General features: G+C 71.0%; 14 protein-coding genes. 5 read left to right on the plus strand and 9 right to left on the minus strand.

All coding sequences use genetic code 11. The features are described from left to right. The first annotated feature begins 303 nt into the window (after positions 1–303). The 5 genes from AB0K82_RS40845 to AB0K82_RS40865 all read left to right on the plus strand — a co-directional run bounded on the left by AB0K82_RS40845 (position 304) and on the right by AB0K82_RS40865 (position 5,373). Positions 304–552 carry a LysR substrate-binding domain-containing protein gene (locus AB0K82_RS40845; protein ID WP_364408042.1) on the plus strand — a complete coding sequence of 83 codons (249 nt, stop codon included), beginning with the start codon at positions 304–306 and terminating at the stop codon, positions 550–552. Positions 553–638: 86 nt separating this feature from the next. Continuing rightward, positions 639–1,193: a GNAT family protein gene (locus tag AB0K82_RS40850; protein ID WP_364408044.1), complete on the plus strand. Its 555-nt coding sequence runs from the start codon at positions 639–641 to the stop codon at positions 1,191–1,193. Positions 1,194–1,322: 129 nt separating this feature from the next. Next, on the plus strand, positions 1,323–4,520 hold the full coding sequence (locus tag AB0K82_RS40855; protein WP_364407980.1) for a TIM-barrel domain-containing protein: 3,198 nt from the start codon (positions 1,323–1,325) through the stop codon (positions 4,518–4,520). Positions 4,521–4,702: 182 nt separating this feature from the next. Next, on the plus strand, positions 4,703–4,837 hold the full coding sequence (locus tag AB0K82_RS40860; protein WP_364407982.1) for a hypothetical protein: 135 nt from the start codon (positions 4,703–4,705) through the stop codon (positions 4,835–4,837). Between the two features lie 11 nt (positions 4,838–4,848). After that, entirely contained in the window at positions 4,849–5,373 is a 525-nt protein-coding gene (locus AB0K82_RS40865; RefSeq protein WP_364407985.1) for a hypothetical protein, read from the plus strand. A gap of 208 nt (positions 5,374–5,581) precedes the next feature. On the opposite strand, the gene AB0K82_RS40870 is transcribed toward AB0K82_RS40865, so the two are convergent. The 9 genes from AB0K82_RS40870 to AB0K82_RS40910 form a co-directional block, all read right to left on the minus strand. Next, entirely contained in the window at positions 5,582–6,547 is a 966-nt protein-coding gene (locus AB0K82_RS40870; protein WP_364407988.1) for an ABC transporter substrate-binding protein, read from the minus strand. 14 nt (positions 6,548–6,561) lie between these two features. Continuing rightward, entirely contained in the window at positions 6,562–7,572 is a 1,011-nt protein-coding gene (locus AB0K82_RS40875) for an ABC transporter permease (RefSeq protein WP_364408047.1), read from the minus strand. A 5-nt stretch (positions 7,573–7,577) separates the two neighbouring features. Next, positions 7,578–8,333 carry an ATP-binding cassette domain-containing protein gene (locus AB0K82_RS40880; protein WP_364407991.1) on the minus strand — a complete coding sequence of 252 codons (756 nt, stop codon included), beginning with the start codon at positions 8,331–8,333 and terminating at the stop codon, positions 7,578–7,580. A gap of 19 nt (positions 8,334–8,352) precedes the next feature. Next, entirely contained in the window at positions 8,353–9,354 is a 1,002-nt protein-coding gene (locus AB0K82_RS40885) for a LacI family DNA-binding transcriptional regulator (protein ID WP_364407994.1), read from the minus strand. Between the two features lie 125 nt (positions 9,355–9,479). Continuing rightward, positions 9,480–10,247: an SGNH/GDSL hydrolase family protein gene (locus AB0K82_RS40890; protein ID WP_364407996.1), complete on the minus strand. Its 768-nt coding sequence runs from the start codon at positions 10,245–10,247 to the stop codon at positions 9,480–9,482. Positions 10,248–10,292: 45 nt separating this feature from the next. After that, the gene (locus tag AB0K82_RS40895) at positions 10,293–10,853 is read right to left on the minus strand and encodes an ATP/GTP-binding protein (protein WP_364408050.1); all 561 of its coding nucleotides are present in this window, start codon (positions 10,851–10,853) and stop codon (positions 10,293–10,295) included. A 19-nt stretch (positions 10,854–10,872) separates the two neighbouring features. Beyond that, on the minus strand, positions 10,873–11,322 hold the full coding sequence (locus tag AB0K82_RS40900) for a DUF742 domain-containing protein (RefSeq protein WP_364407999.1): 450 nt from the start codon (positions 11,320–11,322) through the stop codon (positions 10,873–10,875). A 3-nt stretch (positions 11,323–11,325) separates the two neighbouring features. Then, positions 11,326–11,727 carry a roadblock/LC7 domain-containing protein gene (locus tag AB0K82_RS40905; protein WP_141959232.1) on the minus strand — a complete coding sequence of 134 codons (402 nt, stop codon included), beginning with the start codon at positions 11,725–11,727 and terminating at the stop codon, positions 11,326–11,328. Then, entirely contained in the window at positions 11,724–14,747 is a 3,024-nt protein-coding gene (locus tag AB0K82_RS40910; RefSeq protein WP_364408002.1) for a nitrate- and nitrite sensing domain-containing protein, read from the minus strand. The genes AB0K82_RS40905 and AB0K82_RS40910 overlap by 4 nt, the downstream gene beginning before the upstream one ends. Positions 14,748–15,299: the final 552 nt, after the last annotated feature.

The raw sequence follows: 15,299 nt of genomic DNA on the forward strand, positions 1-15,299 counted from the left end.
TGCACTTCGGCCGCACCGCCGAACGACTCCACGTGTCCCAGGCCCGCGTCAGTCAGGCCATCGGCCAACAAGAGCGGCGTCTCGGCGTGGCCCTGCCTGGCCGCCCTCGCGGCGATCGATCCCCTCGCCGCCCGCTCGTCCCTGCGGCTGGCGGACCTGGCCGGCCGGAGCCTCCCGGACGGCACCCTCGTCGCGGCGGACGGGCCGCCGCGGCCGTACGTTCGCTCCGGCGAGAGCGGCCCCACGCGGCCGCGGACGGCGCCCCGCGAGCTGACGGCCGGAGCCCGCCGGCCGCCCTCGGACATCACCCAGATCTTCCGGCTGGTCGAGCTGGGACAGATGATCTGCTTCCTCCCGGCCTGGGTGACGCGCCGTTACCCGCTGCCCGGGATCGCCTACCGGCCGGTCAGCGATCTCGAGCCCGCCACACTGGCCGTCGCGTGGCCGCAGGACGCCCGCTCGCCGGCGGTCGCCGCCTTCATCCGCGCCGCCGTCTCGGTGCCGGCGACCGCCGACGCGGGGAACGGCGTACCTCAGGGCGTCCGGGCCTGACGATCGCCGCCGTCGAGGCGACACAGGCTCGCGGACCGCGTCGAACACGGCTGACGGCCGGGGTGACGGCGGTTTACCGTGGGGCGATGCGGACGCTGACCACCGAGCGACTCATCCTCCCGCCCTGGGACCCCCGTTTCGAGGAAGACTTCTGCCGGCTCAGCGCGGATCCGCGCGTCAGCCGCTACCTGGGCGACGGCCGGCCGTGGGAGCAAGAGCGCGCGGTCGCGCGGCACGGCGAGATCCTGGCGCACTGGCGGGAGCACGGGTTCGGCTGGCGCGGGATCCTCCTTCGTGAGCCGGGCGACGAATCGCTGGTCGGAGTCGCCGCGTTGAACCGTCTCCCCAGGCCCCTGCCGGGAGTCGATGAGCCGGCCATCGAGATCGGATGGTGGGTGGATCCGCGGCACTGGGGGAAGGGCATCGCCACCGAGGCGGCGGCCGTCATCCGCGACGAGGCGTTCACCGACCACGGCGCCGCCCGGCTGGTCGCCCGCTACCAGCCCGCCAACCACGCGTCCGGCAACATCATGCGCAAGATCGGCATGCGCCACCACGACGACATCATCGGCCCGTACGACGAAGACGTTCGCGTCTACGTCCTCGAGCGCTCGGACTGGGTCACCGCGACACACCCCTGAGGCGCACGGTCACCGCGGCACGGTGACCGATTTCGACCATCTATTGACGAATCTGATCATTCAGGCTCATAGTCCATTGACGTGAGCCTCCTCCCCTCTTTGCGTAATGTCAGGGTTCGTCGGCGGCACATGCGCCGGCGGACCGGCCCCGGATCAAAGACGGTCAAATCCGGTCTCGCGCTGGCCGGAGTGGCCGGGCTGGTGGTCGCCGGTTCGCAGCCCGCCACCGCGTCCGCCGCCGGGCAGCGGGCCGATCGGCACGCGGTCCGGTCGGGCGACGCCCGTTTCGAAGTGCTGTCCCCGACGCTGATCCGGATGGAGTACGCCGGCGACGGCGCGTTCACCGACGCGGCGACGTTCAACGCCGTCGGGCGCGACGGCTTCGGGCGGACGCCGTACACCAAGAAGGTCGCGGGCGGCTGGCTGACCATCGACACCGGGCGGCTGACCCTGCGGTACAAGGTCGGCTCCGGCCCGTTCACCGCGGACAACGTCTCCGTGCAGGTGCGCGCCGCCGACCAGAAGGTGATCGCGCACCCGACCTTCCCCGGAGCGGCCACCTGTGCCACCGACACCCTCTGCGAGGCGGAGCGGGGCCTGCTCCAGGGGGTGAGCGTCGCCTCGGACCACGCCGGGTTCACCGGCACCGGGTTCGCCGCCGGGTTCGAGAGCACCGGCACGTCGCTCGCCTACACGCTCGAGGTGCCCAAGGACGGCACCTATGACCTGCGCCTGCGCTACGCCAACAACCAAGGCGGCGACGGGAAGATCACGACCCGTACGCTGAGCGCCGCCGTCGACGGCGGAACGCCCGCGACGCTGACGATGCCGACCACCGCGAACTGGGACACCTGGGCGTTCACCTCCGCGCCGGGCCTGCACCTGTCCGCCGGCCGGCACACGCTCGTGATCTCCCGGACCGCGAACGACTCGGGCGACGTGAACATCGACAGCCTGGCGCTGACGGCGCCCGGCGCGCCGTACCCGACGACGGTGCCATCGACCGCCTGCGACTACGGCACCGTGTGCGAGGCCGAGGCCGGCGTACTCGCCGGCGGTGCGAAGCTCGCCGCCGACCACAACGGCCACTCCGGTGACGGGTTCGTCGCCGGGCTGGAGCGGGCGGGCACGTCCGACACCGTCACGGTGCGGAACGTCCCCGCCAACGGCTCGTACGGGCTGCAGGTCCGCTACTCGAACGGCGGCGGAACCTCCCGGACCATCTCGACGGCGGTGAACGGCGGAACGGCCACGACGGCGAACCTCGCCCCGACGGCCGACTGGGACAGCTGGTCGACGGCCGTCATCCCGGTGACCCTGACCAAGGGCACCGACACGATCGCGCTCGGCTGCCCGATGGCGGACAGCTGCCACGTCAACCTCGACACCGTCGCCGTCGCCCCGGCCTCCTCGGCGGTGCTGCCGGCGCACAGCCCCCTCGGCGGGTACCGGCGCGGCCTCGACGGCGTCAACGGCAGCGCGGTCACCACGCCCGGCCTGCTCTACCGCGACGGGTGGTACCTGCTCGACGACACGCCCTCGGCCGTGTTCGACCCCGCGACCCGGACGGTCCACGCGCGGCCCGGCCACGACGGCAAGCCCTACCAGGACGGCTACCTCTTCGGGTACGGCCAGGACTACAAGCGGGGCCTCGCCGACCTGAAGACGCTGACCGGGCCATCCGTGCTGTTGCCCCGGTGGGCGTACGGCATCTGGTTCTCCGAGTACTACGACTTCACCGCCGCCGACTACCGAAACGACCTCCTGCCGAAGTTCCGCTCCGAGGGCGTCCCGCTGGACGTCCTGGTCACCGACACGGACTACAAGGCGCCCACCGACTGGAACGGCTGGCAGATCGACAGCAACAGGTTCCCGGACCCGGCGGCGTTCTTCGCCTGGGAGCACGCGCAGGGACTGCACAGCGCGCTGAACATCCACCCGAGCATCGAGAGCGGCGACCCGGCCTACGCGCAGGCGCAGGCCACGGCCAAGAACAAGCTGACGCCCTCGAACTGCCAGGCGCCCTCCGGGCAGACCTGCTACACGTTCGACTGGGGCGACCCGGACCAGCTCGCGGCCTACTTCGGCGCGCACAAGAAGACGGAGCAGCAGGGCAACGACCTGTGGTGGCTGGACTGGTGCTGTGATGGCTCTCAGTCCTCGCTGGCCGGCGTCACGCCCGACGCGTGGATCAACCAGCAGTACGCCGACGACACCGCCAAGCGCGTCGGACGAGGGTTCGCCTTCTCCCGGGCGTACAGCTCTCTGCAGGCCTCGGGCTACAGCGGTCAGGCCCCGGTGCCGACCGGCCCGTGGGCGGACAAGCGCACGACGGTGCACTTCACCGGGGACACCACCTCGAGCTGGGACACCCTGAAGTACGAGGTCGGCTACACGCCGGGCGAGTCCGCCGCCACCGGCCTGTCGGCGGTCAGCCACGACATCGGCGGGTTCAACGGCCCATCGAAGCTCGCCGACGACCTGTACGTCCGGTGGGTGCAGATGGCGGCGTTCCAGCCGATCCTGCGACTCCACAGCAACCACAGTGCCCGGCTGCCGTGGCAGTACGGCGACCAGGCCCGCGTCGCGGCCGAGAGGTTCCTCAACCTCCGCGAGAACCTCGTCCCCTACACCTACACGCTGGCCAAGGAGGCCGCCGACACCGGCGTGCCGGTCGTCCGGGCCACGTACCTGGAGTACCCGGACGAGCAGGGCGCCTACGACGCGGCGGCCCGGGAGTACTTCTACGGCTCCGACGTGCTGGTGGCCCCGGCCACCTCGCCCGGCGCCACCGCCACCACGTCGGTGTGGTTCCCGCCCGGGCAGTGGACCGACTACTTCACCGGGAAGACCTACAGCGGCCCCGCCACGCGGGACGTCACGACCGACTGGAACTCGATGCCGGTCTTCGTCAAGGCGGGCGGGATCCTGCCGACGCGTACGGACGACGTGACCAACGACGTGCAGAACCCGCTGTCCAAGGTCACGGTGAACGTCGCCGGCGGCGCCGACGGCTCGTTCGCGCTGTACGAGGACGACGGGCACTCGACCGACCCGCACGCCTCGGCGGCGACCACGCTCCGGTACACCGAGCGCGGCGGCGACCACGCCCTGCTCATCGGCCCGGCGCGCGGCCGGTTCCCCGGCCAGGTGGCGCGGCGGCAGTGGACGGCCGTCTTCTCCACCGCGACACGGCCGACGGCCGTACGGGTCGACGGCAGACCGGTGCCCCAGGGGAACTGGACGTACGACGGCGGACGAGGGACGTTGACGGTCACCGTCCCCGCCCGGCCGGTCGGCACCGCGACGAGGATCGACTACCGCTGATCCGGGCGGAACACCGATCGAGCCGGCCCCTGGTGCCTGCTGCCTCCTACCGGCGGCAGGCACCAGGGGCCGGCCTGTGAACGGTCCCTCCAGGGGAGGATCGTCCCTCTCCGGGGGGAGGTCTCCGAGGCCGCGCGGGCGGGATCGTGGTCCGGTCGACCTTCCGGATCGGAGAACCCGCAGTGAGCAAGAAGCTGAAGATCAAGCTGTTGGCGGTGGCCGCGCTGGCGGCCCTGATCGCCGGAGCCATGCTGGCGACCGGGTCGGGCGAGCCCCGGTCCACCGCCGGTCGTCAGACCACCGGCAGCACGCGATGACCGCCGTCGACGTGCGACAGGCAGGCGCGGCCACCGGTGAGACCCGAGGGCCGGTGCCGCGCTGGGCCGACTGGGCCGCGCAGGCGACGATGTGGTGCGCGCTTCCGTCGGGGATCTGGCGGATCCTGTTCGGACTCGGCCTGCCGGCCGGGTTCACCGGCTCCCTGGATCCCCGGCACGGGCCGTCGTACATGCTGCCGTACGTCATCGCGTTGACCGCCGCCTCCGAAACGGTCGCGTTCCTCGGCATGGGCCTGGTCCGGCCGTGGGGCGAGATCTGGCCGCGGTGGGTGCCGTTCCTCCGGGGACGGCGGGTCCATCCGCTCGCGGCGATCGTGCCGGCCGCGCTGGGCTCGGTCGCGTTGATGGTGATCTGGACACGGCTCATCTCCGGCTTCCCGTCGGACGATCCGGAGATGCCGCACGGCGCCAAGCGCCTGATCCTCGAGCTCTGCTACCTGCCGCTCATCGCCTGGGGGCCGCTGCTGGCCGCCGTCACCGTGGCGTACGCCGTCCGCCGCCGGCGCCACGGCTGACGGTACGGGAGCGTTGGCCAGCGCCGCGTCGTTGTCCTGGTCGTACGGCCTTCGGCCGGGCGATGACTCCGCCCCGCCGCGGAAAACATGCACCGGTGGCAGCGTGACGGCCGGTCCGGCGGTCCGGTCCACGGCTCGGTCCGGTCCGCCCGGAGACCCTCGGTGGTCACGCGCCGGGGGTCTCCGCCGTGCCGGACCGAGGCCGGGGTCAGCAGTTCTGCTTGTACAGGTACTTGGCGACGTCGGGCTGGTCCACGTTGTCCTTGGTGACCGCCACGAGCTGGGTCTTGATCTGCTTGGTCACCGGCTTGCCGTTCAGGGCGGCGACGGCCTGGTCGATGCCCTGGCGGCCGATGTCCAGCGGTTCCTGGCTGATCAGCGCCTGGATCGTGCCGGCCCGCAGGTCCTCGACCTGCTTGGGGCTGGCGTCGAACTCGATCAGCTTGACCGTGCCGGTCTTCTTGGCCTGCTTGAGCGCGGCTCCGGCGCCCTCCCCCGTGACGAGGTTGGCGGCGAAGATCCCGGCCAGGTCCGGGTTCTTGGACAGCTCACCGTTCATGATCTCCGTGGCCTTGCCCGCGTCGTCGCCGGGGTACTGCTCCGAGACGAGCTTGATGTTCGGATGCTTCGCGATCTCCTCCTTGAACCCCGCGACCCGGTCGTCGGTCGTCGCGATGCCCTTCTTGGGAGCCAGCACGACGACCTTGCCCTTGTCGCCGATCTGCTTGGCCAGCGTCTGGGCGGCCAGTCGCCCGCCGAGGCGGTTGTCCGAGGAGATCCGCGACAGGCCGAGCGACTGGTCGGACAGATCGGTGTCCACGAAGATCACCTTGCTGCCGTTGCCGGCGAGCTGGCGGACCGGGCCGGCCATCGCGTCCTTGTCGACGGGGGCGATCAGCACCGCCTTGGGCCGGGAGGCGGCGACGGAGGTGACGACCTGCGTCTGCTGGGCGACGTCCCACTGCGCGGGCGCCTGGACGCTGAGCTGGACGCCCTGCTTGGCCGCCTCTTCCTTGGCGCCGCAGTACATGGAGATGTAGAACGGCTCGTTCGCGATGCCCTGGATGAGGGTGATCTTCTTGGGACCGCTCGACGAGCCGCCGGACGAGGAGTCCGAGCAGGCCCCGGTCACGGCCAGCGCGAGCACCGATGCCACGAGGATGTACCTGTTCAACGACGTTCCTCCCTCTATTCGCGTTCTCGCGCCCGACGGCGCAACTGGTCGAAGTAGACGGCGACGACCAGTACGGCTCCGACCGCCACGTCGAGCCAGAACCGCTGTGCCCCGAGGATGATGAGACCGTTGCGCAGGACGCCGGGGATCAGTACGCCGACCACCGTCCCGCCGATGCCGCCGACACCGCCGAACAGGCTGGCCCCGCCGATGACGACCGCGGCGATCGCGCCGAGGTTGTCGGAGGTGTGGCTGGCGATCGTGGTGGTGCTGTAGTGCGCCAGCGACAGCACCCCGGCGACTCCGGACAGCAGACCCGACAGCGCGTACACCTTGATCAGGTGCCGGTCCACCTTGATGCCGACCCGCCGCGACGCCTCGGCGTTGGAGCCGATGGCGTACGTGTGCCGGCCGAACCGCGACAGCGCGAGCAGCAGCCCGAACAGCACCGCGATCAGCCCGGCGATGATCACCAGCCAGGGCACCCCGGCCACGAGCCCGAAGCCGATCACATTGGACAGCTTGGCCGGGATCCGGTTGACGTCGCTGCCGTTGGTGATGACCTGCGCGAGGCCGAGCGAGACGCCCAGCGTGCCGAGCGTCGCGATGAGCGAGGGGATCTTGGCCTTGGCGACCAGGAGGCCGTTGACGATGCCCCAGCCGAGGCCGCAGCCGACGCCCGCGAGCGCCCCGAGGAGGATCCCGCCCCAGCCCGCCGTCGTACCGCCGAGCGCGACCATGGTCTTGGCCGCCACGACGCCCGAGAACACCAGCACCGAGCCGACCGACAGGTCGATCCCGGCGGTGACGATGACGTACGTCATGCCGACCGCGAGCACGAGCAGGATCGCCGACTCGGTGAGGACGTTGCGGATGTTGAACGTCGTCGCGAACTCCGCCGGCCTCAGCACCGCGAAGAACAGGAACAGGACCACCAGGACGGCCAGCGTCCACAGCGTGTTGTTACGCAGCAGCGCCGCGACCCGCCCCCGGCCTCCTCCGGCCGGGTCGTATGAATCCGTCATGGAGGTCACGCGGCGTCCTCCTGGTCCAGGCCGCCGGTCATGGCGGAGACGAGTTCCTCCACGGTGGTGTCGGCGGCGGTGAGGCGGGCGACGCGGCGGCCGAGGCGCAGGACCTCGACGCGGTCGGCGACGGCCAGCACCTCCGGCATGTTGTGGCTGATCAGCACGACGGTGACGCCCCGGTCGCGGACCCGGCGGATCAGGTCGAGGACCTGCGCCCGCTGCACGACGCCGAGGGCCGCCGTCGGCTCGTCCATGAACACCACCTTCGACGCCCAGGCGACGGCCCGCGCCACCGCGACGCACTGGCGCTGCCCGCCGGAGAGCTGCCGGACCGGCGCGGACATGTCGGGCAGGCGGATGCCGAGCTCGTCGAACGCCTCGGCGGCCCGCCGGCGCATCGCCCCTCGGTCGAGCAGGCGCAGCGGCGGGAAGCGGGTCACCTCGCGGCCGAGGAACAGGTTCGCGGCGGCGTCGAGGTCGTGGGCGAGCGCGAGATCCTGGTAGACCGTCTCGATGCCGCGCCGCTGCGCGTCGACCGGGCCGGCGAACTCCACGGGCCGACCGTCGAGGAGGATCTCGCCTGCGTCCGGCCGCAGCGCGCCGGACAGCGCCTTGACCAGGGTGCTCTTTCCCGCACCGTTGTCGCCGATCAGGGCGACGACCTCGCCGGGATGGGCGGTGAAGGCGGCCCCGCGCAGGGCCTGGACGTGGCCGAAGCGCTTGGTGACGCCCCGTGCCTCCAGTAGTGGATCGGTCAACGGTGCACCTTCCCTTGGGTCAGAGCGGCGGCGACTCCCCCGAGCCACGGACGATGAGGCGGGTCGGCAGCAGCACGCGCTGCGGCGGCAGGTCCTCGCCGTCCATGCGGCGGCACAGCAGTTCGGCGGCGCGGCGGCTCATCTCGGCCGGGTAGTGCGCCACGACGGTGACGGGGGTGGCCAGCATGTCGGCGAGCTCGAAGTCGTCGAAGCCGACGAGGGCCGTTCTCGTGCCGGCCGCCTGGATGGCGCGCAGCGCCCCGATGGTCAGCCGGTTGTTGCCGGTGAACACGGCGGTCGGCGGGTCGCCCAGGGCCAGCAGCTCGGCCGTCGCGGCCTCCGCCCCGGCGACGTCGTGCGGGCCGAGGCGGACGAGCGACTCGTCGACGGGGATGCCGTGGGCGTGGAGCGCCTCGTCGTAGCCCCGGCGGCGCTCCCGTGCGGTGAAGATGCCGTGCAGGTCGGCGAGGCAGGCGATGCGGCGGTGTCCGTGCGCGATGAGGTGCTCGACGGCGGAGCGGGCCCCGCCGACGTTGTCGATCAGGACGACGTCGGCGCGGATGGCCTCCTCGGGCGGGCGGTCCATGAAGACCGCGGCGGTGCCCATCTTCAGCTCGGGGATCAGGTAGCGGTGGTCGGCGGCGGACGGCACGACGAGGAGCCCGTCGACGCGGCGCTCGCACAGGGACCGGATGAGGTGCCGCTCGCGGGCCGGGTCCTCGTCGGAGCAGCCGGAGATCACGAACAGGTCGTGGAGGCGGGCGACCTCCTCCACGCCGCGGGCGATCTGCGAGTAGAAGGGGTTGGCGACGTCCTTGATCACCAGGCCGAGGCTGCGGGTGCGCTTCCCGCCCCGCAGGACGCGCGCGATGTCGTTGCGCCGGAAGCCCAGCGCCGAGATGGCCTCGTTGACCTTCTCCGCCGTATCGGGGCGGACGCCCACCTCGCCGTTGACGACGCGGGAGACGGTCTTGAGACTCACCCCGGCCTGCCGCGCGACGTCACGCATGGTCGGACGCATGCGCCCCCTTCGGTCCGGTCCGGTCGCGACGACCGTCCAGACTTGGTCCACTAAGACGACAACGTTGTCGTCTCATCCCCGGGAGCGCGCGTCAAGAGTGACGCCCGTTAAAGGACATGTACGGCTCAGAGCGGCAGCAGGTCCGGCCTCTTGGCGACGACCTCGTCGCCCGACGACCGGCCCCGCAGCCGCCGCTGGATCCAGGGCAGGAGGTAGGCGCGCGCCCACCGCAGGTCGGACCGGCGCGAGGTCAGCCAGTCGACGGACGGGGCCGGCGGCCACGGGTCGCGCCAGTCGCCCGTCACCGGTACGCCCAGCGCCTCGCAGGCGGCGAGCCCGACCCGGCGGTGCCCCTCCGGGGACATGTGCAGCCGGTCCTCGGCCCACGCCCGGGGGTCGAGGAGCGGACGCATCGACCACAGGTCCACGAGGTGGCAGTCGTGCCGGTCCGCGATGGCCCGCAGGTGCAGGTTGAACATGGCCGCCTTGCCGCGGATCCGGCGCAGGACCGGCACGTCACGGGTGTCGAAACCGGTGAACACCAGCACCTCGGCGCCGGTGGCGCGCAGGCGGCGCACGGCTCCGTCGAACACCACGGCGAGCGCGTCCGGGTCGGCTCCGGGGCGCAGCAGGTCGTTGCCCCCGCCCGCGAACGTGATCAGGTCGGGCCGCAGCTCGACCGCGCGGGGGACCTGCTCGTCGACGATCTGCCGCAACAGCCTGCCGCGCACCGCCAGGTTGGCGTACTGGAGCCCCGGCCCGGCGGCGGCCAGATGCTCGGCGAGCCGGTCGGCCCAGCCGCGGTAACCCGCGGCCGGGGCCCGGTCTTCCAGACCCTCCGTGAAGCTGTCGCCGATGGCGACGTAGGAGGTGTAAGTCGAGATTTCAGTCACGTCCGACCATGATGCAACACGCGGTCATCCGGCCGTCAACCGGGTTCAGTGGTTGATTGGCACGCCGCGCGCGCGCATGGCCAGCGCGTGCTCGACGAGCGTGATCAGCGTCACCTTGGTCGACTCGCGGTTCCGCGCGTCGCACGTCACGATCGGGACGTGCGGCCCGATCGTGAGCGCCTCGCGCACGTCTTCGATGCCGTGGCTGTACACGCCGTCGAAGCCGTTGATGCCGACGACGAACGGCAGCCCGGACTCCTCGAAGTAGTCCACCGCAGGGAAGGCGTCGGCCAGCCGGCGGGTGTCGACCAGCACGACCGCGCCGATCGCACCCTTCACGAGGTCGTCCCACATGAACCAGAACCGGTGCTGACCGGGCGTCCCGAACAGGTACAGGATGAGTTCCTGGTCGAGGCTGACCCGGCCGAAGTCCATGGCGACGGTCGTGGTCGTCTTGTCCGGCGTCGCGGACAGGTCGTCGACCCCGGTACTGGCCGAAGTCATCACGGCCTCGGTCGTCAGCGGCATGATCTCTGAGACCGAGCCGACGAAGGTCGTCTTCCCGACGCCGAAGCCACCTCCCACGATGATCTTTACGGAGGTCATGCCGGGCGAAGCGCCCGGACTAGAGCTTGCGAAGTCCAACGAGAACCCTTTCCAGCAGCTGGAGGTCGGGCTGTCCCTCGGTGAAGGGGGACTGGTGCACGCGTACCAGGCCTTCGTGTGCCATGTCAGCGATGAGCACACGCGCGACGCCGAGGGGCAACCTCAGCAGCGCTGACACCTCCGCCACCGAACGCCAGTTCCGGCACAGATCGATGATGGCTTTGTATTCAGGAGTGAGGGTGGTGATGTCCCGGCGGGGATACGGCGCCGCCGAGATCAACGCCTCGATGGGCAGGTCGTACCTTGGCTTGGTACGGCCGCCGGTGACGGCGTACGGCCGCACCAGCGAGCTGCTCTGTCCCGTCTCCGAGGGCTGCGGGGGCGGCCCCGGCGGCGGGTTATGCTGCGGTCCGGACCCCGGCCCGTGGTACCCGCCGAAGTCCCGGTTTCCGTACCGACCCCCGTCCACGGCTTAACCGATCCCTGGTTCCGCGCGCAGCGCCGGAGTGAGCACCCGGCCGACGCGCTCGACGAGCAGTGCCATCTCGTAGGCCACCAATCCCATGTCGCAGTCGGGCGCGGCCAGCACGCCGAGCACCGAGCCGTCACTGATAGCCATCACGAACAGGAGGCCGCGCTCCATCTCCACCAGGGTCTGGGTGACCGCCCCGCCCTCGAAGATCCGCGCCGCACCCTGCGTGAGGCTGGTCAACCCGGAGGCGATCGCGGCGAGCTGGTCGACGCGGTCGGCCGGGAAGCCTTCGGAATACGCCATCGGCAGGCCGTCGGAGGACACCACCACCGCGTGCGCGACGCGAGGGACGCGCTCGACGAATGTGGTCACCAGCCAACTGAGATCCTGGCGGCTGTTCACTGGTTCTCCCGTTCATCATCTTCGGGCCGGATCGCGGCGCGACCCCTGCGTACGCCCTGCTGGAAGCTGGAGAAACGGTTCCGTACCGTTTCGGCCTCCGGCGGCTGGAAGGCCGGCCGGGGCGGCGGCTGGACCGACTGCTGGACCGGCTGCTGAGGCTGCGGCGCCGGCCTCGCCGAGGCGATCGATCCGGGGATCCGGTTGTTGCCCGGCACGCGTTTCGGCAGCCCGGCCGCGGTCTTCCCACCCACCGAAGGAGCGCGCACCGTCTCCGCGGCCCGGAAGCCGTCGTCTGCGGGCGAGGACCAGTCGGGCGGAGGAGTCGACTCAGACTTAGCCATTGATCCCGTCTTGCGGCGTTGGAACCATTCCGACTGCATTGCCTCGAAGATAGGGGAACGTCCTCCGTTCTGGTCTCCCAACCGACCTTCCTCGCGGGTGGAACCGGCCGCCGGCGGCCGAGCCGGCTGCCTGGACGGCGGGAACGGCGGGTTCTGCGGCCGCGACGGACGCGCCGGGGGCGGAGCACCGGCCGGACTCCCCGGCCGCCCGGGGGCCGACGGCGCGGCGCCTCTACCGGGAGGCGAGGTGTTCGCCGGCTTCCGCTTGGGAAGGGGCGCGTCCTGCGGGCCCCGAGGCTGCTCGGCCTGGCCGTACGCCGGCTCCGCCGGCTCGGCCGGACGCCGTTCGGGTTCGCGTCGGCCCCAGACCGGCTCCGCCGGTTCCGGTTCGTCCCAGACCGGCTCCGCCGGCCTGCGCAGCGGCTCGACGGGGCTTCGCGGCGGCTCGCCGTCCAGCGGCGCGGGTTCGGAGGCGGTACGCGCCGCCTCGCGAAGGTTGCGGGCGGGCTCCCACGGCGTGTCGGGTACCGGCGCCGAGGCGACCGGCTCGGGACTGCGGGGCAGTTGCCCGCGTACGGCGGGCGCCTCCACCCCGAGCGACCTGCGGGGGGCCGCCTCCACCGGCGAGTCGAGACGGCGGGGCGCGGGCGGGTTGCCGTCCTGGATGGCGCTGGCCGGCAGGATGACGAAGGCGGTCAGGCCGCCCGAGAGCGCGGCGCGCAGTTCGACCCGGATGCCGTGGCGCTGGGCCAGCCGACCGACGACGAACAGGCCCATGCGCCGGGAGATCGACACGTCGATCGTCGGCGGGTTGGCCAGCTTCCAGTTGGCCTCTTCGAGTTCCTCCGGCGACATGCCGACGCCGTTGTCGGAGATCTGCAGCATGGCGCCGCCGCCGCTGAGCAGGTGACCCGACACCGCGACCTTGGTGTGCTCGGGCGAGAACGTGGTGGAGTTCTCCACGAGCTCGGCGACCAGGTGGACGAGGTCGTTGACGACCCGGCCGATCACCGACACGTCGTCCTGGATCCGCAGGGTGACCCGCTCGTACTGCTCGACCTCCGACAGCGACGCGCGGACGATGTCGACCAGCGGCACCGGCTTGTTCCACCGACGGGTCTGTTCCTGACCGCCGAGGACGAGGAGGTTCTCACCGTTACGCCGCATGCGGGTGGCCAGGTGGTCGAGCTTGAACAGCGACTCCAGCCGGGACGCGTCCTGTTCGCTCTGCTCCAGATCCTCGATCAGCCGCAGCTGACGCTCGATCAGCGACTGGCTGCGGCGGGAGAGGTTGACGAACATCGCGTTGACGTTGCCCCGCAGCAGCGCCTCGTTCGACGCCAGGCGCACGGCCTCGCGGTGGACCTCGTCGAAGGACCGCGCGACCTCGCCGATCTCATCGGTCGTGTGCACGTCGATCGGATCGACGGTGATGGGCTCGTTGCCGGCCTCCGCGTCGCGCAGGCGGCGGACCAGGTCGGGCAGGCGGTGACCGGCGACCTCGAGGGCGCCCGCACGGAGTTTGCGGAGCGGGCGGACGAGGGACTGCGCCATGACCAGGGTGACGAGGAGGACGAGGATCAAGACGATGGCGATCGCCGCCGCGTTCATGATCGCCGACCGGACCGCGTCGGACTGGCGGTGCTTGCTGCCCGCGATGACCTGGCCGGCGAGCTTCTGCTCGACCTCGCGCATCAGGTCGATCTTGGCCGTCGACGTCTTCAGCCACTCTCCGGCGTCGTCGGTGGTGTCGGGATCGAGGTCGAGGCGCCTGGCGGCCTTGCCGCCGAGCCCGAGCGCGATCGCGCGCTGGCGGAGCACCGAGGACTCATCGACGTCCGGGCCGATGACCGTGTCGTCGTACAACTGGCTCTGCTCGAACGTCGCGGCCTCCCGGAAGGTGGCCACCTCGCTGTCCTCTCGGGCCTGGGCGGCGGCGAGGGACGAGACGTCGTTGACGGTCAGGGCGCCGTTCAGCGTGGCCGAGTACAAGAGCGCCCGCTGCTCGGAGGCCTGCTCCTTCGCGCGGGACACGGCCGCGAGCGCACGGACGTTCGCCGTGAGCGTCTCGTCCGCCGCGCCCTGGGCGATGACGTCGTTGAAGGCCAGCAGGTCGTTGATCGACTCGGAGTACACGATGATCACCGAGGCCGCCGGCATCTTCGTCTTCGCCGCGTTGTCGCGCAGGTTGGAGATGGCGTCCAGCCGGTTGCGCATCCGCGTGGTGTTGGCGAGGACCTGGGAGCCGTACGACCCGTCGATCCCGGCCGAGAGCCTCCGCACCTGGACCGCCGCGGCGTCCGCCTTCGGGTACTGCTGCTGAACCCTGCTGAGCAATGTCGGGTTGCGATTGTCCGCGATGTAGGCGGCCGTCAGGTCGCGCTCGCTGCTGAGCGCGTGCACGAGAGCGGTGATCTGGCTGCCGAGTTCGGCCAGGTGCTCCACCCGGCTGTACGTCTGGGCACGACCGACCGAGGTGGAGATCCGCAGTCCACCGAAGGCCACGGCGACCACCGTGGGGATCAGGATCAGGGCGATCAGCCGTCGCCGCACACGCCAGTTGCGCAGCCGGAGCCTGCTGCCAGGCCCGCGGGCACCAGCAGACAGGGTGCCGCTCTCCTCCGCCGCCGGAGACGGCGGAGTGCGGTCACCAGGCTCGTCGTTTGGTTGTATCCGCACTTGGCGTTTACACCCTCTCACGGTAAGGATCCGCGCTGGTAAGAAGCTGGGGAGAAAAGGAGGCGCCGACAAGGGGGGACATCGGGTCTGCCGTCCAGCGTCCGACATTGCAGCACACCGTAGGGACTGCTGGCAAAGAGATCGAAATACTGCGTCTAGTGTTGCTGCTGGAGTGACCTCATCGCCGCTCACAGTGACGACAACTCGATGATGCGCCATAACTCTTAGTAAGTCGCCATTCATCCTCTGTGATACTTGACTCATCCGAGATGGGTGCGATCGCACTCGACAATGGCAGCGGGAAATTCACGCTCACCGTCGGGGCGAGACGGGCGGCGACCTCGCGACGAGCATGGCCACGCTCCCACGACTTCCCGGAGCCCCTCCCGCCGGCGGGCGCGGAGCGCCTACAGCGCGTCAACCTTCCAAATCACCCAAAACATGACATTGATGCGTCAATCTCCCTTGACGAACGGTCAATCGGACCTCTTCTGACGCCTGCGCACCACGGGGCGTGTGCTGTAACCTCCCCCGTGATCGTGACTATTCGGG

The sequence above is a fragment of the Actinoallomurus sp. NPDC052274 genome, assembly GCF_040679475.1.
GTDB classification, from domain to species: domain Bacteria; phylum Actinomycetota; class Actinomycetes; order Streptosporangiales; family Streptosporangiaceae; genus Actinoallomurus; species Actinoallomurus liliacearum.

Coding starts and splice junctions, on each gene's coding strand:
- AB0K82_RS40850 (WP_364408044.1), top strand. CDS start 639: ATGCGGACGCTGACCACCGAGCGACTCATCCTCCCGCCCTGGGACCCC.
- AB0K82_RS40855 (WP_364407980.1), top strand. CDS start 1,323: ATGCGCCGGCGGACCGGCCCCGGATCAAAGACGGTCAAATCCGGTCTC.
- AB0K82_RS40875 (WP_364408047.1), bottom strand. CDS start 7,572: ATGACGGATTCATACGACCCGGCCGGAGGAGGCCGGGGGCGGGTCGCG.
- AB0K82_RS40885 (WP_364407994.1), bottom strand. CDS start 9,354: ATGCGTCCGACCATGCGTGACGTCGCGCGGCAGGCCGGGGTGAGTCTC.
- AB0K82_RS40895 (WP_364408050.1), bottom strand. CDS start 10,853: ATGACCTCCGTAAAGATCATCGTGGGAGGTGGCTTCGGCGTCGGGAAG.